15 protein-coding genes are annotated in these 20,654 nt (G+C 59.2%); 3 read left to right on the top strand and 12 right to left on the bottom strand.

The window, feature by feature from the left end; all coding sequences use genetic code 11:
• Positions 1-279: 279 nt before the first annotated feature.
• The 4 genes from CUJ86_RS03575 to CUJ86_RS03590 all read right to left on the bottom strand — a co-directional run bounded on the left by CUJ86_RS03575 (position 280) and on the right by CUJ86_RS03590 (position 5,515).
• Positions 280-1,011: a hypothetical protein gene (locus tag CUJ86_RS03575; RefSeq protein ID WP_130646168.1), complete on the bottom strand. Its 732-nt coding sequence runs from the start codon at positions 1,009-1,011 to the stop codon at positions 280-282.
• 154 nt (positions 1,012-1,165) lie between these two features.
• Positions 1,166-1,930 (bottom strand): hypothetical protein, encoded by a 765-nt coding sequence (locus CUJ86_RS03580; protein WP_130646169.1) that lies wholly within the window; start codon positions 1,928-1,930, stop codon positions 1,166-1,168.
• A gap of 8 nt (positions 1,931-1,938) precedes the next feature.
• The gene (locus CUJ86_RS12045) at positions 1,939-4,092 is read right to left on the bottom strand and encodes a PKD domain-containing protein (protein WP_207231377.1); all 2,154 of its coding nucleotides are present in this window, start codon (positions 4,090-4,092) and stop codon (positions 1,939-1,941) included.
• Positions 4,093-4,351: 259 nt separating this feature from the next.
• A complete protein-coding gene (locus CUJ86_RS03590) occupies positions 4,352-5,515 on the bottom strand; it encodes a hypothetical protein (protein ID WP_130646170.1) in 1,164 nt (387 codons plus the stop codon).
• 684 nt (positions 5,516-6,199) lie between these two features.
• Here CUJ86_RS03590 and CUJ86_RS03595 point away from each other — a divergent pair.
• Positions 6,200-7,414, top strand: coding sequence for a phosphoglycerate kinase (locus tag CUJ86_RS03595; protein WP_130646171.1), 1,215 nt, complete (start codon positions 6,200-6,202; stop codon positions 7,412-7,414).
• A 9-nt stretch (positions 7,415-7,423) separates the two neighbouring features.
• On the opposite strand, the gene CUJ86_RS03600 is transcribed toward CUJ86_RS03595, so the two are convergent.
• The gene (locus CUJ86_RS03600) at positions 7,424-7,621 is read right to left on the bottom strand and encodes a hypothetical protein (RefSeq protein ID WP_130646172.1); all 198 of its coding nucleotides are present in this window, start codon (positions 7,619-7,621) and stop codon (positions 7,424-7,426) included.
• Between the two features lie 446 nt (positions 7,622-8,067).
• Here CUJ86_RS03600 and CUJ86_RS03605 point away from each other — a divergent pair, with 446 nt between their 5' ends.
• Positions 8,068-12,312, top strand: a complete 4,245-nt coding sequence (locus CUJ86_RS03605) for a NosD domain-containing protein (RefSeq protein WP_130646173.1) — start codon at positions 8,068-8,070, stop codon at positions 12,310-12,312.
• An 11-nt stretch (positions 12,313-12,323) separates the two neighbouring features.
• Here CUJ86_RS03605 and CUJ86_RS03610 read toward each other — a convergent pair whose 3' ends face one another.
• The 6 genes from CUJ86_RS03610 to CUJ86_RS03635 all read right to left on the bottom strand — a co-directional run bounded on the left by CUJ86_RS03610 (position 12,324) and on the right by CUJ86_RS03635 (position 18,963).
• A complete protein-coding gene (locus tag CUJ86_RS03610; RefSeq protein ID WP_130646174.1) occupies positions 12,324-13,523 on the bottom strand; it encodes an ABC transporter permease in 1,200 nt (399 codons plus the stop codon).
• Positions 13,524-13,530: 7 nt separating this feature from the next.
• Positions 13,531-14,733, bottom strand: a complete 1,203-nt coding sequence (locus CUJ86_RS03615; protein WP_130646175.1) for an ABC transporter permease — start codon at positions 14,731-14,733, stop codon at positions 13,531-13,533.
• Positions 14,730-15,407 (bottom strand): ABC transporter ATP-binding protein, encoded by a 678-nt coding sequence (locus tag CUJ86_RS03620; RefSeq protein WP_130646176.1) that lies wholly within the window; start codon positions 15,405-15,407, stop codon positions 14,730-14,732. Before CUJ86_RS03620 ends, CUJ86_RS03615 begins: the two co-directional genes overlap by 4 nt.
• Positions 15,400-16,560 carry an ABC transporter permease gene (locus CUJ86_RS03625; RefSeq protein ID WP_130646177.1) on the bottom strand — a complete coding sequence of 387 codons (1,161 nt, stop codon included), beginning with the start codon at positions 16,558-16,560 and terminating at the stop codon, positions 15,400-15,402. The genes CUJ86_RS03620 and CUJ86_RS03625 overlap by 8 nt, the downstream gene beginning before the upstream one ends.
• A gap of 104 nt (positions 16,561-16,664) precedes the next feature.
• Complete coding sequence (locus tag CUJ86_RS03630; protein ID WP_130646178.1) at positions 16,665-17,993, bottom strand: FAD-dependent oxidoreductase; 1,329 nt, start codon at positions 17,991-17,993, stop codon at positions 16,665-16,667.
• A gap of 16 nt (positions 17,994-18,009) precedes the next feature.
• Complete coding sequence (locus CUJ86_RS03635; protein WP_130646179.1) at positions 18,010-18,963, bottom strand: hypothetical protein; 954 nt, start codon at positions 18,961-18,963, stop codon at positions 18,010-18,012.
• A gap of 63 nt (positions 18,964-19,026) precedes the next feature.
• On the opposite strand from CUJ86_RS03635, the gene CUJ86_RS03640 reads away from it, so the two are divergent.
• A complete protein-coding gene (locus tag CUJ86_RS03640; RefSeq protein WP_328590934.1) occupies positions 19,027-19,848 on the top strand; it encodes a DUF128 domain-containing protein in 822 nt (273 codons plus the stop codon).
• On the opposite strand, the gene CUJ86_RS03645 is transcribed toward CUJ86_RS03640, so the two are convergent.
• Complete coding sequence (locus CUJ86_RS03645; RefSeq protein ID WP_130646180.1) at positions 19,839-20,612, bottom strand: TrmB family transcriptional regulator; 774 nt, start codon at positions 20,610-20,612, stop codon at positions 19,839-19,841. The two genes, CUJ86_RS03640 and CUJ86_RS03645, sit on opposite strands and share 10 nt — an antisense overlap.
• Between the last annotated feature and the right edge of the window lie 42 nt (positions 20,613-20,654).

Raw genomic sequence — 20,654 nt, forward strand, 5'->3', positions numbered from 1 at the left:
TTATCAGGGCGGTTAAAAATAAATTGTACCGTTAATTTTCTCTTATTATGTCGTATTGGCTGATATTATGGATTTTATGGAATCTGGGTGGCGAGCACGGGCGTTCCTCATCTGTATTTAGATCCTGAATTCCCTATTTCATAATCGATTATCGATTCGGTCTCATGTCTTGAGAGCAATCTATGAAAATAAGGGGTGATATGTACCCAGGAGTTACTCATCTGGAAAGAATGCTCCACAAACGAATGAAACGCCATGATTTGAATATTGATTGGGGGTTCACTCTTTTCCCCTGATGATATATGCCACCAGCAGCACAATCACCGCCCCCATCACCAGGATCACCCCATAGAGGGGGGAGAAGGTGGAGGAGGAATCGGTGAACCGGACCGCGGGTGCGGTGGGGGTGGCCATCTCCCCCGTTGCGACAGTTGTTGGTGGGTTTGTGTCTCCCGGTTCGGGTGTTGATACACCTGTTGTGGCGGGTGATTCGACACCCCCTGCGGTCGCAGGTACAGTTGTGGGGGGAATTGTATCATCCGGCCCCGTGGTTGGCGGGGCGGCAGTGGTGGTGGTCGTTGGGAGGGCACTGCCGGTGGCGGTGAGGTCGAGTTCGATCGTCTCGCCCGGGCGGTAGACCGCCGTTTCCCCGGTCTCCACCCCGTTGATCGTGAAGGTGATCACAAGACCGCTCTCTTCCTCCGTCCCCCTGACCACCAGTCGTTGATCGAAGGTCCCGGGCCCGCCATAGGTGCCGCTTGATGTTGTCGTCACGCTCCCCCGTTCGACCCCCCCGATAAAGGCGGTGATCAGCGTTCCTGCTGGCGCCGGTTCGCCCCCGATGTGGACCGTCCCGTAGAACTCAGACGGGAACGCCGGTATCGCTGTCGCTGCCGGCGGACCACAGAGCACCAGCAGAATTACTATCAGGCTGATCCCTCGCTTCCATGACACGTCTTTCCATCCCCCTTCTCGCTCCTCTCGATGCCGGTAGGTATATAGTTTGTTCATACGTCGGACGCACCGTGGACCATATCGGTATCACTGGAATTTCCGTGCTTTTATGGCCATACCGCCAATTTATGAGATTTCATTGAATGGTGGTGGCGATGGATGCCGATACCGCTTTTTCTGGGCCGTGTCAACCAACCATTGGAGCCAGAGTTCAGGTATTTTCAGCTCTGATCACCTCTATTGCCTTCATCCGGTGCCTGTTCATCTCCCCCCCTTCGGGGATGGTCAGGGTGGTCGTCGTCGGGTATCCGGTGATCACCACTGGCACCCCCTCGCCGAGGGCAATCGCCCCCTCTGCCCCCGCCCCCTGGAGGAGATAGATTTCTCCGTCGTCTCCCCATACCACCCATGCGGCCGTCGAACCAAATGAGATCTGGCTTATACGCCCTTTCATTGAGATAATTCGCGATTCTATTGTCATATCCGCCCCGCTCAGATTTCCCGGATCCTGGAGCATCTCACCCGCCGCCCGCACCCCCCAGGCATCGCTCCCTGTCACGACGAGCGTTAGGTTGGCCGGGTTCCACGGATTTTCGAGCAGGATGAGGCGCCCCTCTCCTTCGTCACCGCCGACCACGCCCGCCACCTCCCCGACGAGCGGGTTTGTCCCGGGCGTCCCGATGACGATGAGGTGGTATCTCTGGAGGTCTGTTCTGTTCAGGACGGAGACGGCGACGATATCCAGGTGGATCTCGCCGGTCCCGTTGAGATAGGCGGCGAGTTCATCCACCGCTGTCGCCTCGACCTCGGAAAAATCGTCTCCGGTGATGATGAGGACGTCCCCGGCCATAACCTTCGGCATATCGGAGAGGTCAGGGGGTTTTCCCGTCCCCTCTTCGATGCATCCGCAGAGCAGGATCAGGCACAGGACCCCTCCCGCGATGATCACTGTTTGTATCGCCTCCCTTTGCTTCATGTGTTCACCTACTGGCCAATGACTGCAACCGTGCAGTTTTCGGTCACAAATATCCAGTAACCTCCGCCGGGAGCGAGCGCTCGATGCTCGTCATAGGTCTCTCTCCCGCCGTTGATGATGGGCATCTCGTAGGACTGCACTGTGGCGTTATACCCTATAATCTCGGCCCATTCCTCGCGGATCGAGTAGAGTGCCCTGTTTGCCGGCGTCAGGCTGATGGCAGGTGAACCGATGGCGTTCCAGCCTGCAGAAAGTGCCTTTGACGCCGGGGTTCGGAGGGGATCGCTCTCGAAGACGAGCGGGAGGGTTGTGGACGTGTTGGCGTACACCCATACAGCGTCAAGGGGGTCGATCGGTTCATCTGGCCCCATCGGGACGAACCCGAGGTCGGGGTCATAGGTGAAGATGGTGTGGCCCGCAGTGTCGACATTCCTGAACACAACTCCCACGGTGTCTGATCCATTCGAGAGTCGCTTCGGGGCCGAAACAAAGTTCCATCCCGGTGCAAGCGTGATTGTTGCATTCATTTCTGATATCACGGAAATATAGCCGCGTTTCACCCGGTTGCAGGTTACGCCCATCGCATCGGTGACGGTCAGGCTGACCGTATAGGTGCCGATATCGGTGTAGGTATGGGTTGGGTTCTGGTTATCTGAGGTTTTTGCGTCCCCGAAATCCCATGCCCATGTGGTGATGCCCTTGACGGTGCTCAGATCGGTGAAACCCACAGTCAGCGGAGGGGCGCCTGTGGTGACGTTCGCCTCGAAGTCTGCGGATGGTTCCCCGCCTATCTCTGCAGAGAGTGAGAAGGTGCCGTTCTTCTCGAGCGGGGAAACGACGACGCCCACGGTGGTTTCACACGGCATCTGCTCTTTCCAGAAGCCCTGATCGGTGCCCGTGGTGAGGAGGTCGGGATTTCCGGTGGTGATGGTGTAGTAGGCGGCAGACCAGCGCGGCAGGTACTTCGCCGGGAAGGTGTGGGACCCGTTGTTCAGCATACAATTGCCTGATATCGCCGGTGTGACGAGATTGATACTGCTGTAGCCATGGAGCGGGTCCTTCCCGGTATCGTCGAGATAGTTGGCGATCACCCATGTCCTGAAGATGTCATCGAAGCGTTCCTCGTAGCCGTGGGCTGCGAGGGTTGCGTTGACGCCGTCGGTGCTGTTTGCAGGGGATGCGACGAGGTCTTTGATGAAGTGTTCATGCGCCGGATCGCCGGAGAGGTCACCGTAGTGCTCGGAGAGGTAGAGGGTCCAGAGATAACTCGCCCCGTAATGGGCGATTGTGCGCCATCCTTCACTTGCCCCCCATTCCGAATCGGTCGGGGTGAGGCAGGTGTCGGGGAATAAAAGAAAAGCATGCATGTGGGATGCGGGGCTTGCCCCTCCATAGCAGAGGAACATGGCATAATCAGCACACCCTTCGTCCACCCACGTATTTTCATTCGGGTCCTGGAAGCGGTGGATCAGGTGCTGGAACTCGTGGGCGGTTGTGCCTATTCGGCCACTATGGGCGGCGGGGTTGATATCGATGTGTATCATGTCCTTGTAGTTGGCGAACTCCCAGCCTTGCGAAGCAGGTATCGTGTCCATACCCCAGAAATAGCCCCCGATGTATCCGCCAGTTGTCCGGTCGTAATAATTCTCGTCCCTGATGTCGTGGAGCAGCAGCAGAATCTTGCCGTCACCGTCTACATCGGAGGGTTCACCGAAGGTCCCGGTGTCCTTCGGGAAGATTGTCTCTTCAAACTCGTTTTTGAGGTCTTCGATCTCCTCGAGAGGGATGTCCTGCCCCTCCTCAAGGAAGATGACGGAGGTTGGGCCTGTCGCCTGGCAGGTGGCATTGATCCGGTACATGAACTCGTCTACATCCAGCCAATCAATGATGCCGTCGTTGTCATTGTCGACACCGTCCGAAGCGTACCAATTATCACAGCACCAGAAGGTCTCGATGTCGCCGACTGCATAGGTCTTTGCAGGGCCATCTGTGACCTGTAGCCTGGCGATGTCCGCTTTACTGGTGATATTATGTTGCCGTGCATATTCCATCCACACCCAGTGGATTTCGGGTGTTCCGCACTCCCATGAAGGGTCCTCTTCCTGCAGCAGGAGTGCCGTATCCGACTCTTCTGCCGGGAAGGCGGCAGCATGCGAGAGCACTGCGATGAAAATGATGCAGGTAAAAAAAAATTGTCGTAGAGATGGTCTCATGTAATATTTCCCCCAAATATCCCTCCCCGAAATCCGACCGGGCGGGGATTATATTTCCTTCTGTCTGGACCGATACGTGTTCGGAGATGGCGTCTTTCTGCCCTCCGGTGCGCCAGCAGGCGCCGGGATCTATCCCGGCGTCCAGCATCTCCGGGTGTCCGGAAAGCACCGATCTGTCGGTGCTCTCCGGTGGGTAATAGTCTTAGATTCAGGCGCTGGTGGCGGCAAGTGTGCCGTCCTCGGTCATGAACACCCAGTAACCCCGGGTCGGGTGGATCGTACCGTCACCCTCGTCGTTGAAGATCGCCGTCTCGTAGGTCTGTCCGGCGGCGTCGAACCCGATGAGGTGCGACCAGCAGTTCCGGATCGAGATCAGCCCGGCAGATGCCTTGATGTCCTCTGAACCGGTGCATCCGATGGCGTTCCAGCCCGTAGAAAGTAATTTGGCCGGCGGTGCCTGCATGGGATCGGAATCGTAGGTCAGCGGCACCTCTGCCGAATCACTCGAGTACACCCAGATGCCGTCGAGAGGTCTGATCAGATCGGTTTCCTCAAGCGGGACGAATCCTCCGGCAGGATCATAGGAATAGATTGAGTGCCCGTCGGTGTCAACCCCTGAGAAGATGGCGGCGGTGTCGGATCCGTCGGCGAGGTATTTCGGTGTGGAGACGAAGTTCCAGCCCTGCGCGAGAGTGATCTTTTCTTCTGGTATGGGCCCGGTTGTTGGTGTTGGAGTGGGTTGGGTTGTAGGTATGGGTTCGGTCGTTGGTGTTGGAGTGGGTTCGGCTCCTTCTGAGACATGAATGATAATCGAGTGAATCTTTTCGTCCAGTGAGGAATCACCCGTTGCAGGATCCTCTACCACCTTAAAATAATCAACATAGACGGTGTCGCCGTCTTGTACATTCTGATCCGTAAAGTGGAAGTTTCTATAGTTACGATTCACCCCGATGAACCAGCTATAATATGAGTTATCGTCGATTTTCTCATTCAGGATGCCATTCACTTCAACAAGTGTGACGCCATCGACCGTTCCGTCATATTCATACAGCCCATAGGTGATCTCTGCATTATCACCTGCTGCCGCATCAAGTGCGCCGAGACCGGTCATCCTGTTGAAGGTGAAACTTTCTGTGTTGCCGGTCGGGTACGTCGGCGTGACCGTGAAGGTCTCCCCCGCAGTCAGGTTGACGTTCCCCTCCCAGATTATGTCTTCGGCATTGACCGTACTGATATCTGCTGCCGCATCCAGCTCCAGCATGAGCGGTATAATGTTCCAATCGGCGCTCTCCTCGCTGGAGAGTGCCGTGGTGACCCCCATGATCACCATGATTCCAAGGATCAAAAGTCCTGTGGTCTTTACAAAATTCATATTCCCCCCACAATGTCATTGATATGGTTCGCTTATTTTCCCCGATCAACATAGCACCAATCGCATCTCAATTTCCCTTCTGGCATGAGAAATCCTGGAAAGGATTATTATTGATAGTTGCTCTCTCCCGTATCCTCCCGGATATGCCGTTCGAACGAAAATCTCTGTCTGTCTCCTTTCACGTCCTCCTTTTTCCTCTTATGCCCTCCCGGTTGTGCGTCATTGATATTTTTCGATATTTATTATTTCCGACATCTCTGGAATGTGCTGAATGTGTGCTTATGGTGTGAAAATTGCGCAATAATGGGTTTATTTTGAGGATGGGTAAATATTGGTCATTATGTTGGGGGTTTTGTGGTTTCAATGTGGATATTATGGGGGATGGATGGTTTTTTATGGGGGGAAAAAATTGTGTGTGTCCTGTGTTGTGGATCTCCGCCCTCCGCTTCTGCCAGGATCAGATCACAGCACGTCACCGAAGGGAAGATCCGCCATCGATGCCTCGAGCATCCTCTCATGTCCCCCGAAGGAGGGCATCACATTCATCCGCCCACAATGGGAGGGTGAGCATGGGGCGATTTATGCTGTTGTGCCCGATTGAATCCTCATGCCGACAAAAACCAATATTATTTTATCCTCCCAACGGTGTACGGGGAATCAATACCCACGGCGGCAGGTAATCTCATGACGATTGGAACACTCACAGATCTCGACCTCACCGGAAAAACCGTACTCCTGCGTGTTGACTTCAACTCTCCGATCGACCCGGCATCCGGAGAGATCCTGGATGATAAACGGTTCCGGGAGCATCTCCCGACCGTCCGTGCTCTTGAGGACGCAAAGGTCGTCGTGCTGGCGCATCAGAGCCGGCCCGGCAAGAAGGACTTCACCCCCCTCAGGGGGCATGCGGAGAGGCTGGAGCACCTCCTCGGCCGCCCGGTCTCCTATATCGACGACATCTTCGGGCGTGCAGCCCGGAATGCAGTCTCTTCCATGCGGCCCGGAGAGGTTCTGATGCTCGAGAATGTGCGCTTCAATGCGGAAGAAAACCTGACCCTCAATCCTGAGGCGGCAAAAAGCACCCATATCTGCCGGATGCTCTCCTCTATGGGCGATATCTTCGTCAACGATGCCTTTGGCACCGCCCACCGTTCGCAGCCCACGGTTGTAGGTCTCCCGATGCTGATGCGTTCTGCTGCCGGTCTGTTGATGGAGCGGGAGGTTTCCACCCTCTCACGGGTCTTCACCGGAGCGCCGCGTCCCGTGACCTTTGTGCTCGGCGGGACGAAGGTGGACGACTCGGTGGCGGTGGCCGAGAACGTGCTTGAGAAAGGGATCGCAGACCGGGTCATCGTTATCGGTGTGGTTGCAAATGTGTTCCTGATGGCGGAGGGCCACGACATCGGCAGGCCCTCCACCGACCTGATCGGGCAGTTGAAATATACGGGCGAGATTGAGCGGGCGAAGTCCCTCCTCTCCCGATTTGAGGGCCGGGTGGTGCTCCCTGATCAGGTGGCCGTCCGGGAGGGTGATGGGCGCATGGAGTATGCCGTCGATAGCATCCCCGCCGAGTTCCCGGTGATGGACATCGGTTCAGAGGCGCTGCGGCGGGTGAACGAGGCGATCCGATCGTCCGGTACGGTTGTCCTCAACGGTCCGGCCGGTGTGTTCGAGGATCCCGCCTTTGCCATGGGCACCCATGAAATCCTCAGGGCTTCATCGAAGGTGCCCTTCTCGGTGGTCGGTGGCGGGCACACGGCGGCCGTGATAGAGAAGATGGGGCTTGAATCGGCGTTCACCCATATCTCGACGGGTGGCGGGGCATGTATTGAGTTCCTGACCGGAAAGAAACTGCCAGCTGTCGCCGCACTGGAGCGTTCAAAAGAGATCTATGGATAATAAAATCATTCACTCTTTTTCTTTTATCTCTGCATGTTTCAGGCGTTTCAATATCTCAAGTGCCTCGGTTTTCTGGTTTGTTCCAAGGCGCCTGAACATCTCCCTGACATCGTGGTCTGAGGAATTGAGGAGGGTGCACACCTCATCTGGCTCCGGACTCACTTCGAGGCGCCCTCGTATCCCCCCGAATCCATCAGATCCGCTCATAAATGGGATCGTGACATTCTATTATATATAGTTACCTTAATCGGTCCTTTCAACACGCTCCTTCAGGTTGATATCCCCCTCCATTGTTGAATTGTTATCCCGCCTCTCGATCATCGCCGTGATGCTCTCCATAGAATGCTCCCTGTCTCTGCGATGGAACCGCGGTGCTCTGAGAGAAAGACCCGTCGGTTGTTTCCCTGTCATTCGTCCCCCCCGGACTGTTGACGTGAACGATTGATGCCGGTATCACTACATAATACTTTCTGCAGGTTCCGGAGCGGGAGTGCGATAGTTGATGTGAATTACTATCTGATCCGATTGCGCCTCCAACCTGAGTAATTTTATCATGGGGCGGGCATCCGTCCCTGTACGGGCATCAAATGATCACCCACATATATCATGGATTTCCTTCTCCTATTCACGCGGGGGGAGGAAGGTGAACCTCTATGAATATACCCCTGCGATCCCTGTTATTGGCGGCGTGCCTCCTGTTCATCGCCGCATGTGCGCCGGTTTCTGCTGATGTGATGAATGGATCTGTGATCCATGTGCCCGGTGATTATCCAACGGTCGGAGCGGCGATCGACGCCGCCGCCGACGGCGACACGATCCTCATCGCCTCTGGAACCTATACCGAGAACGTGAACGTGACAAAACGCCTCGGCATTGCCGGCGACGGGATGCCGGTGATCGATGCCGGCAGTGCGGGCAGCGCCGTCACGGTGAGCGCCGACGGGGTGTCTATCACCGGTATCGCCGCCACCGGTTCGGGTGACGTTTGCAGCGGCGACCCAGAACCCGCCGATGCCGGGTTCATGGTCTGCTCCGATGACGTCCGTCTCCTGAACTGTTCTGCCGTCGACAATGGCGGTCACGGGATCTATGTCCTCGGGGCGTCGAACTTCACGGTCGAATCCACCACCTCATCGGGGAATGGATATCATGGACTCCGCATGGAGGAGAGCGATCTCCTGGCGGTGAGCGGGTGCGAGGTCGACGGCAACGGCAACCATGGTCTGCTGATCCGGGGATGCAGCGACGTAACGGTGACTGAGTGCGCCGTCACCGATAACGGTGTCCATGGTCTCCGTCTCTATGACTGCGAAAACCTCTCCCTCACCGGCAACCTGATATCGGGCAGCGGTGTCCATGGCATAAACGCGGAAGAGATGGATGCGTGCGTCTTCGGCGCGAATACCATCACCGGCAACGGCAACCATGGTCTGATCATACAGTCCTGGAATGGGTATTGTACCGGGATCACCGTCTCCGACAACACCCTGACGGATAATGGGGGGATGGGGCTCTTCCTCTACCTGGTCGATGACGCCGATGTGATCGGCAACACCGCCACCGAGAACGGCAAACTCGGTCTCAGGCTCTGGAGTGTCACCAACACCACGCTCTCGGGCAATGTGATGGCGGAGAACACCCGCGACTTCGGCTACCGGAGCGCCGATCCCTCCCCCGGCAACCGGATCGACACCACCAACACCGCCGGCGGCAGACCGGTCTATTATCTGGAGGGCGAATCGGGTCGCACCATCGACGCCTCGACCGATGCCGCCGTCGTCTGCTGTGTCGGGTGCAGCGATATCACGGTGGAGGGGTTGGCGTTTGTCGATAACCTGAACGGTGTCAATTTCATCCACACCGACGACTCCACCGTCAGGGACTGCACCTTTACCAATATCGGCAGGAGCATCGAGATCTTCTCCGGGACCAACCTCGCCGTCGAGGATAATGCCGTTTCGACCTCAGGAACCAGCTGTTATGCCCTGATCCTGGACCAGGTCTCGGCGTCCTCGATCGCCTCCAATGCCTTCGACCTGGTGGACGGCCGCATCGTTGTCAATGGTTCATCCGCCCTTTCGATGCAGCAGAACACGATTCTCTCGGACGGTGGCAATGCCTACTTCATGCATGTCGACGAGTCCCTCCTCTCCCGAAATGTGCTGAACTTCTCGGACGCCGGTGTGTATTATGAGAACTTCTCCAACAACACCGTCTATGAGAATGATTTCTGTATCAAGCCGCCCGCTCTTCCAGCCATGCTCCCCGCAGAGGCGGAATGCCAGGATAAAGGGCAGAAAGGGTGCGGCAGCGGTGAAGGCTGCAGTCTGAGATCCGCTGACGATGCAGAGATTCCGATCCCCGAAGCCTCTCTCCGCCTTCTGAACGCCGACGATCAGGGCGAGTCGGGGAATGTCTGGAACTCCACCGAACCGGTCGCCTACCGCTATGACGGCACCCTCCACGACTCCCATCTCGGGAACCACTGGAGCACCTACAATGGCAGTGATCTGGACAATGACGGTATCGGAGACACACCTGTTGACCTCGGATCACTTGGAGAGGACGACCGCCCGCTGATGCACTCGTTCACCGAATACATCGGACCGGTGACCATCCATGTGCCGGAAGAGGCGGCGAGCATCCAGCAGGCGATCACGATGGCGAAGGACGGTGATTCAATCGTGGTTGCAGCCGGCACCTACAACGAATCGGTCGTGATCAACCGGAGCGTCACGCTCACCGGTGTCGGGATGCCTGTCATTTCATCGGACGATGGCGTCTATCTCTCCACGGACGGCGCCGTCTTCGAGGGTTTCACTGTCACCGGCAATGCCACAGAAACCGTCGGGATTGATATCGAAGCCGCCGACAGTGTTGTACGGGACACCGTGGTGACCGGCACCCTGATCGGCATCGGGGTTGGGGATTCCGGCAACCTCACCCTCTCGAACAACACGATGACGAACAACACCTATAACTTCGGATATCTCGACACCGATCCCTCCCCCGGCAACAGCATCGATACCTCCAACACCGTCGACGGGCGCCCGGTCGTCTACCTTGAGGGCGCCTCAGATGTCGAGATCGGTCCCGACGCCGGCGCCGTCGTCTGTGTGGGCTGTACCGATGTGCTGGTGGACGGACTGGCGCTGTCGGATTCCTATGTCGGGTGTGCGTTCTTCTCCTGCACCGATGTGGCCGTGATCAACACCACGGCTGAGACCTGCTGCTATGGGGCGGTCGCTATTGGATCAGAGAATGTGGCGATCGTCGATTCCCTGATTTCAGCCGGATTTGCTGGTCTGATCGCTATCGATTCAGAGGGTGTTCTTGTGGATGCTCTCTCCATCGAGGCTCTGGAAGCAGGACTGATGCTTTCAGGCTGTGACGGGTGCGTTGTCGTGGACAGCGCCGTCACTGCAGAGTTGATTGGGATGGAAATGGCAGACAGCGCCTGCCTGAGCGTATTTGGTTCCACAGTTGGGGGCTATGTGGGTGTTTTAGGCGTAGAGATTGAGAATTGCAGCCTGACCGGGAACACGGTCTCCGGATATATTGTTGGAGGGGCGTTACTTGGCATGGATAACTCCTCGGTGACTAAAAACACCTTCTCCGGGTATCTCCCGCTGTCGGGTTCGGGAACGGACACCGCTGTCTACCTGAACAGCATGCTCTTCTCCGAACCGATGGAACCCGAAATGACGGAGTCCGTCTGTTCGCAGGCCGATATGCCGGCCTGGAGCGGATGTGAATGGCTGGATGGGTATTACCAGGAGCAATCTCCCTTCTTCACCGGACAGGCGGCGTTCCCCCGCCAGGAAGCGGTCGAGGATTCAGGCCTCCTCTGGAACTCTCCTGAGGAGCGGACCTATCGCTACAACGGCAGTGTCCACACCAATTTCACCGGCAACTACTGGAGCACCTACAATGGCACCGACTCAAACGGCGACGGCATCGGGGATGAGGGCTTTGAGATCGTGGAGAACCTCACCGACTCCTACCCGCTGATGGAGCGTTTTGAGGGATATGCGGCCCCTCTGGCCCTGTTTGAGGCGGTGCCGACCACCGGCGCCGCCCCGCTGACCGTGCGGTTCACCGACACCTCGGCAAACGAGCCCGACACCTGGTCCTGGGCGTTCGGAGACGGCGCCGTCTCCGCAGAAGAGGACCCGGTGCACACCTATACACAGACCGGCACCTATACCGTTCTCCTGAACGTCTCCAATGCCTACGGCGCCGACACCATCACCGGCACCGTCACGGTGACGGCGGCATCAGGCGGGGGCGGGAGTTCCTCGTCCTCCTCGGCGGGGTCGGCGAGCAGTCTCTCTGCCGGCACGCCTGCGGTGATCCCCTTCAGGTCAGGGACCACCCCGGTTTCTGCGGTGGAGATCACCCCCGCCGGGAGCATCCCGTCGGTGCTGGTGACGGCCGATTCGGTCTCCCTCCCCTCAGATGTCCCGGTTCCCTCGGGTGAGGTCTATGACTGCCTCCAGATCCAGGTCTATCATGCCACCGACGACGAGATCGCCTCCGGCGTGATCGATTTCTCGGTCTCAAAGGCATGGCTGGATGAGCGCAACCTCTCCCCTGAGGACATCGCGGTCTGGCGCTATCATGACGGCGTATGGGAGCGCCTCAAAGTGGAAGTGACCGGCGAGAGCGGTGACGCCTTTACCTTCCGGGCCGAAACACCGGGCTTCTCGTATTTCGCCATCACCGCCCTGCCGGAGAAGGCCCCGGTCGTAGCAGAGAATGTGACGCCGGCGGCGACGCTGGCGCCTGCAGAACCGGTGGAGACGGCAGAAACCCTGCCCCCGGCGACACAGAAGAGCCCGCTTGTCTTTGCTCCCATAGCGGCGCTCGGCGCCCTGCTGGTGCTCAGGCGGAGATAACCCCTCTTTTTTTATTCGTAATGCAGCGCCTCGATCGGGTCGAGGTGCGCTGCCTTCCATGCCGGATAGACCCCGGAGAGGAGGCTTGTGGCGGTGCCGAACCCCATGCCGATCAGGATCGCTCTGACCCCTTCCGCCCCGATCCCCTCCGGTATGGTGCCGTATCCGGCGAAGATGCTCTCCGCCACCGATGCGGTGATCACGAGGCCCGCCCCTGCGGAGAGGGCGCCGCCGAGAAGGCTGCCGGCAATGCCCAGGATAAGGGCCTCGTAGAGGAACATCAGCAGGATCTCCCGGCGCAGGGCGCCCAGGGAACGCATGATCCCGATCTCGTGCGTCCGCTGGGTGACCGAGATGATCATCACGTTCAGGATCGATACCCCGGCCACCAGCAGCGCCACCCCCCCGATTCCCAGGAGAAAGATGGAGATGGCGTCATAGGTCTGGTAGTAGAGCTCCAGGATCTCGCGGGAGTCCATGACGTCCACCACCTCCTTGCGGCGGTTCATCTGCTCCTTCACCGCCGCCTTCACCGCCGGGATATCGTCGAGATCGCCGACCTTGATCACCACCCGGTCGTAGGCCTCCTCGCCGTGGCGATCGAAGTACCAGTCCTCGGTCACCACCACCGCATAATCGGGGTTGATGTCGATGGCGAGCCCCCGCTCCTCCAGCACGCCGGCGATCCGCACCTCCTCGTCCCCGATGGTGACCCGTGCGCCCGCCCGCACCTCGAACTCCTCGGCAAGGTTGCTGCCGAGCAGGATCCCGGAACCGCCGGGCCATCCACCCGCGGCGACGGTGAGCAGGAGCGGCATGTCCTCCCGCGGCAGCACGATCACCGGCACAAATCCGCCTTCACTCCCTTTTTTCATCATCTCGGCAGTCTGGATGAGGGGGATGGCGGTGTTCGCCCCTGCTGCACGGGCGATGCGGTTATAATCCGCCTCGGAAATCCCGGTGGCAAGCGCTGAACGGGGATCGAAGGGATCGCCCGATGCGGCGGCGAGGTGGGGGGTGACGACCACCGTGTCCGAGACGTCGGCCACAAGACCGGAGAAGAGCGTGATCAGGTTCGCCCCCAGGATGCCGAGCGCCCCGATGGCGAGCACCCCGATGACGATCCCGAGCACGGCAAGCCCGGAGCGCACGCTGTGGCGGCGCAGGTTGCGCACCGCGGAGATCAGAAAGAACTGCCCGACCGACCCCACTCTCTCTTCACCCCCGCAGCGCCTCGATCGGCGTCATCCTGGACGCCTGCCATGCCGGGTAGAGCCCGGAGGCCATGCTCACCGCCACCCCGAAGAGCATCGCAAACACGATGTAGGCGACCGAGACGGGATCGAAGATCGTCGCCCCCTCCCCGAAGGTGGTGCCGGCGGTGAACACCTGCAGGGCGGCCACACTGATCAGGTATCCGCCGGCAAAACTGAACACCCCGCCGATGATGCTGCCGGCGATCCCGAGGATAAGGGCCTCGTAGAGGAACATCAGCAGGATCTCATTTCTTCTCGCCCCGATCGAGCGCATCACCCCGATCTCGCGGATCCGTTCGGTGACCGAGATGATCATCACGTTCAGGATTGAAACGCCGGCGATCACCAGCGATATCGCCCCGATCGCAAGGAGAAACAGCCCCATGGCATCATAGATCTCGTTCACCTGCTGCAGCGCCTGGCGGGAATCGGTGATGTCCACCGTCTCGTCCCGGCGGTTGAGGGCGGTGTCGATCGCCGTCTTCACCCCGTCGATGTCATCCGGATCGGTGACCCGGACGATGATATAGTCATACCCGCCCTCCCGGTCAGGGAACATCTCGAAGAACCGCTCTTTTGTGACGACGATCGCATAGTCCGGGTTGATGTCGAAGGCAAACCCCCGCTCCTCCAGCACGCCCGCCACCGGCATGCTCTCGCCGCCGACCGTCACCCGACTCCCTGCCCGCAGATCATATTCCCGGGCAAGATAGACGCCGACAAGGCAGGAACGAGAGCCCGCACGGAGATAATTCCCCTCGGAGAGGTCGAGAAGATGGGATATATCCTCGTAGGGCAACCCCATCACCAGGGCATACCCGCCCTCGTTCCCGCTGAGCAGTTCTGCTGCCCCCTCGAGCACCGGCACCGTCCGGTATCCGCCCGCCGCCCGGCTGATTCGTTCGAAGTCGGCCTCCGTTATCGTGGCCGCCACCGTAGTCCGGGGATCACCGACAAATCCGGCATCGCCGAGGGCGGTGTGGGGCGTGATCACCACCGTATCCCCCACATCGGCGATGAGGGCAGCGGCCAGCAGGTTGATGGAGTTGCCCATCACTCCCAGGGAGGCGATCGCAAACACCCCGATGACGATGCCGAGCGTGGCCAGAAGGGACCGCACGGAATGCCGCCTGACATTCCTGAGGGCAAACGAGAAAAAGATCATATGATCCGTCCGTCGACGATCTCGATCCGCCGCCGTGCATAGTCCGCCACATGCTGGTCATGGGTGACCATGATGATCGTCTTCCCCTCCCGGTTCATGCTGCTGAGGAGGTCCATGATCCCGGTCCCGGTCTTTGTATCCAGGTTGCCGGTGGGTTCGTCGGCGAGAAGGATCTCGGGATCGTTGATCAGGGCGCGGGCGATCGCCACCCGCTGCTGCTGACCTCCAGAGAGCTCTGCCGGGGTGTGGGTGAGCAGCTCGCGTTCAAGCCCGACCGAACTGAGGATCTCCAGGCAGCGCTCGGTGCACCCGCCCCGCCGCTCCTTGAGGAGGCGGGGAAACTCCACGTTCTCGACGACGTTGAGGAGGGGGATGAGGTTGAACTGCTGGAAGATGAAGCCGATGTGGTCCCGGCGGAGGGCGGTGAGTTCATCGTCCGAAAGACTGCCGATATCCTTTCCCTTGATATAGAGTTTCCCTGCCGTCGGGGTGTCCAGGCAGCCCATGAGGTTGAGGAGGGTGGACTTGCCCGACCCCGACGGCCCCATGATCGCAAGGAACTCTCCGGCCTCGACATCGAGGGAGACATTGTCGAGGGCCACCACATCGCCTGCCGGGAGGGGGTAGACCTTTGAAACCCCCACAAATCTGATGATCGGTTCCTGTTCATTCATGTCGCAATGCCTCGATTGGGTTCAGATGCGATGCCTTCCATGCCGGATAGAAACCGGAGAGGATGCTCGTGCCGATACCGAATGCCATTCCGTAGATAATGTACACGAGGCTTGAAGGCACAAAAAGATAGGTGGTGTCCCCGAGCATGACGATGAGGGCGAGATAGCCGCCGAGAAAACTGAACAGACCGCCGATGGCGCTCCCGATGAAACCGAGAATAAAGGCCTCGTAGACGAACATCCGCAGCACCTCGCTCTGCATCGTGCCGATGGAGCGGATCACCCCGATCTCCTTTGTGCGCTCGGTCACCGACATCATCATCACATTGAAGATGGAGACTCCGGCCACGATGAGGGAGATCCCGCCGATGGCGACGGTGAAGGTCGAGATCCGGTTGAAGGTGTCGAGGAGGGTCTCCAGGATCGCACGGGTGTCGAGCACGTTCACCTCCTGCTCCCGCCGGTTCAGCTGCTCCTCGATGGCGTCCTTGACGGCGTCGATCTCGTCCAGGTCGCGCACCTTGACGATCACCTGGTCCCAGTCGTCCGCACCATAGTAATCCTGAAAAAAATCGTCGGAGACGACGAGGGCATAATCGGGGTTGATGTCGAAACCGACCCCCCGCTCCTCCAGGATGCCGACGATCCTGAGTCTTTGCTCGTCTTCGCCGATCCCGACGCGGCTCCCGACAACCAGATCGAACTCGTCGGCCACCATCTTTCCGGCCATTGCGGTGGTCGAGCCCCGCACATAGACCCCTTCCTCCAGGTCGAGGAGTTCGGGGATATCTGCAGGTTTCATGCCATAGATGGAGGCGGCGCCGACATCCCCGCTGACGACGATCCGGTCGCCGCCCACATAGAGGGGTATAACGACATTTGAACCGACAGCACGCTTGATCTCGTCCACCTGCCGGTCGGTGATCCCGCGGGAGGTCGTCCCCGTCGGACCGCCCCCGCCGCCGGTATGGGGAGTGACCACGATGGTGTCGCCGACATCGGTCAGCGATTCCGAGATCGAGAGGACCAGACTGTTGCCCAGGATGCCCATCGAGGAGATGGCGACGACACCGATGATGATCCCGATGACTGCAAGCAGCGATCGCAACCAGTGGAGCCTGATATTCCTCCTGGCGAACTCAAAAAAGATCATGCCCACGTGGTATCTGTGCAGGAGCGCCTCTATAAAAATGATATCCCCCGCCTGCCGGTGGATACGGCGGTGCGGATGATGGGGGGATTCGCCCCTCCTCTCCCCTACTTCTGCTGCTCCCGCAGGTGGGAGGCCGCATACCCGATCAGCCCGTGGACGCCGTCCGGGATCGGGTGCACCTCCAGGAGACCGTCGAGTTCGAAGACCGTCCGCCGGTGCCTGATGGCGTCGGCCAGATAGGTGGCGATGATGCCGGCACCCGGTGATGCCGCCCAGACCCCGCCAAGCCTCCCGTCCTCTCTGCCGACCAGGATCTTTGCCATGCCGGTATCCCCGGAGGGCACCGACCAGAAGGTGCCGGGCCCCGCAGGTCCGGGTATGGAGAGTTCAAGCCCTTCCGTCTCTCCATCCGCGCAGAATGCCAGATGGGTTCTGAGTGCGATACTCTGCGGCACCCCTTCGGGGTGGTAGCGGCGCTCGATCCCCAGTATGTTCTCGGCCGCCACGACCCCCTGCAGGCGGGCGACTGGCGTCAGGTAGGGGCCCCCGGTGACGTCGCCGGCGGCATAGACGCTCTTAACTGACGTCTCCATGCGGTCATTGACGATGATCCGCCCGTCCGCCCCCTTCTCCACACCGTCGACCATCCTTGAGTTCGGGACGAGTCCGGCGGCAAGCAGCACGGTGTCGGCACCGATCTCGCCGGGACGATCCCCGCCGAACCTCGCCCCGGTGACACGTGATGTGCCGCTGATCCCGGTGAGGGGGGCGTGCTCCCTGATCTCAACACCCTCGAGCTCCTTCAGGGCGATGCGGCGGAGGCGCGGATCGAGGTGATGGAGAAACCCGCTCCGCGCCAGCACGGTGACGCTGCATCCGAGACGGGAGAAGATATAGGCGAACTCCGCCGCCTGGATGCCGCCGCCGGCGATCACCAGATCCCCGGGCAGTGCCGCCATCTGCGGGAGGGTATGGGCGGTGTGGACGCCGTCAAGCCCGGTGCCGGGAATATCGGGGATGAGGGGGGACGAACCGGTGGCGACGACCACCGCCTCCGCCTCGACCTCCTCGTCGTCGATGAACACCCGCCGCCCCTCGAGGTGCGCCTGACTCCCGTACCTGATGGTGACGCCGGAACCGCTCGTTTCTCGATCGAGCACTCCTCTGATGCGTCCCTGCACGCCTTCCATTCCTGCAAGAAGTGCCGAAAAATCGACCATCTGCTCGCCGTGCATGATCCCGGCACCGGCGAATCTCCTGCACTCTTCAAGATGCCGGGCGGCGTCGTTGAGGGCGCAGACCATCATGCACCCGTAGTTGAGGCACTGCCCCCCGATCGAACCGCGTTCGACAAGGAGCACCTCCCTTCCGGCATGACCGAGTCTCAGTGCGGCATATCGCCCTGCCGGTCCACCGCCGATAACCACGATCATGCTCTCTTGGCCCCGCCTAAAATATCTCCACGCCCTCATCCATCGGCATGGCCAGGATCTCGCCGGTGAAGGCGTTCACCTCGACGATCTTGTCGCGGCTTTCGATCTCCCAGACCGGGACGTACACAAGGTTGAGGTCGATCGTAATGTTGGCCGGGTCCGGTTTGAGGGTCTCCACCTGATAGTAGACGGTGTCCCCCTCCTCTCTCTTGATCCTGACGCGCTGGGTGAGTGTTTCGATCATCTCGTTGAGCAGCGACGCCGATGCCTTCTCCTTTGTGGTCTTCGGGGTGAGCACCCCGGCATCCTCGGGCATGGGGATATCGGTGGCGTCCGATAGCTGCATCTCCATCGTCGAGCCATTGATTGCGTTCAGCCCGCCGGAGATGTCCGCTTCAAAGGAGACGCGATGGTTCCCAACGGTCTCGCTGCCGGTGCTCGTGCAGTGGTAGCACCAGTAGGGCACGAACCTGCAGCGGACCGTCCCCCGTTTTCCCGCGATGATCTGGGCGTTATTATCGGTGATCTGGATCGGCAGGTGGAGGATGGGGATGCCGCCCCTGCTCATTGGTGCCGCTCCTCTGGTCCCCCTTCCTTCAACGGTTATGGTGGGTGAGGCTGTGGCTTCGAGGGCCATGCGGTGCCCGAAGATCCGGGCGAGTGCCGCTTGACCTGCAAATCGGGCGATATCCTCCCTGCCCCAGAGCATGGAAGAGAGACCGGAAACCCGCCTGAAAGTGACCACGATCTTCCCGCAGACCTCGCTCTCATCACCCCGCCTCAGGCGGAAGGTTCGACCATCGAACCGCCGTATCTCGTCCTCATCATCAGAAATCAACACGATATAGCTGTCGTCATCCCCGATTGCCGAGAGATCAAAGGATTCGTCGGTACACTCGACGTCATATCCCGCGGCCTCCAGTATGTCTGAAACAATATCCTGCGTCCGCTCCCTCAGATCACATTCCATCTCATCTCATATCTCTAGAAACATAGAACAATCTTTCCATCTGACTGCCGCCATGGATGCCGGATGGGATTATTTCCGTCTGGATCTGCCTCCAGGGACTATGCAATAATTTTTCTCTATCCCCGGCGAGAATATGGTGTGAATCACCCCCTCAAATTCATCAACCACCTGATTCAGGAGGAGGCCATGCAGGTGACCTATGATCCTTCTGAAGATGAAGGACTGGTGATCTACAACCTCTCGCTTATCGGTGCCGACGATTTCGAACCCGTCCTTTCGATCATGAAGGACACTTTCCGGGCCGGTATCAGCCCCAGTGGTCTCGTTCAGTTCTTTCATGCCGGTGAGCGGGCCGGCGCCTACACCGTTCCGGAGGGGAAGATCGGTATATGCACCGTCTGCTCGATCACCATTGACGGCGTGATGATCCGTCGGGGCGCCCCCCTTCACCCGATCGGCGGGGGTGTCGTCGAGATCGAGGACGGCACCCCCAGGCGGTTCACCGATATGGTCCTCTACGACGCCACGACGATCGATCCCCTCCAGATGCTTGTATCGCAGGAGATCAGCGATATATCCGGTGTCATCAGGTATGGGAAGGGGAGCGTGCTCGCCAACCTGCGGGAGTGCCACATGGAGGCCGAACCCGCGGTGGCGACCATCATCGAGGATCTTGAGCGGAGCATGATCTCAGGCATACTCGAGGTCGGGCCGCCGAACGCCCCCATCCTGGGCTACACCTGTTCACCGCAGTATTTCGGTATCGCCATCCTCGGCGGCACGAATGTCATGGCCGCCGTGCTTGAGGGTGGTTTTCGGGTTGAGATCAACTCGCTCAAGGGGCTGATCGACGTGGGCAGACTCGAACCGATCCATCACTTCTGAGACCGGGCGGTGACATAGGAGCGGACCAGGTCCCAGTAGCGGGAAAAAAACCTGATGAACCCGTCCGACTCCGAATAAAGCGCGGTCGATCCCTCATCGTCCCCCGCCATCACCACCAGCACGCGCCGACCGTCGACAAACAGCACCCCGCCCTTCGTGTTTTTCTGTTCTCTGGTGTCCCAGACAGGGGGCATTTTTGTGTGTATCATCATCCCGGCCGGAACCTCTCCGTCCCAGTGATCGGTGATCACCTCGATCGGGATTTCGCCGGCCCTCATTCTCAGAGCGTCCTGCACCCCCCCGATCAGCACCGCGCTCCCCAGCACGTCCACTCTCTCGTTTGCGTTGATGATGAGGTCCCTGATCCGGTTCGTGATATTTACCTCCCCGACCACATTCCAGATCAGCTCGCGCCCCTCCTCAACGCTCTCGGTCCGCTCTTCATAGAGCGAACCGAGCACGTCCTTTGCATATTCGGCCCTGGCGCCGATCTCCCTCATGAGGGTATCAATCGCTTCTGCGGGTGGGAATGCGGCGAACCGCTTTGGTGTGGTGTGTGATACGGTGACCAGGCTCCTGCCGCTGAGGCGGTCGAGCACGGGGTATACCGAGGCCCTGGGGACGCCGGATATCTCGTGGATCTCTGTAGCCGTCGCGTTTTTGACCTGAAGGAGGGCAACATAGACGAGAGCCTCATATTTTGTGAGTCCGAGGCTTTTGAGGGCTTCTGTAACACTCTGGATTGTGTCGGGGGACGGAGGCATTGCATAGATATTTATACAGTCTACGGAAAAATGTTGTTACTG

This window comes from Methanofollis fontis (genome assembly GCF_004297185.1).
Taxonomy (GTDB): domain Archaea; phylum Halobacteriota; class Methanomicrobia; order Methanomicrobiales; family Methanofollaceae; genus Methanofollis; species Methanofollis fontis.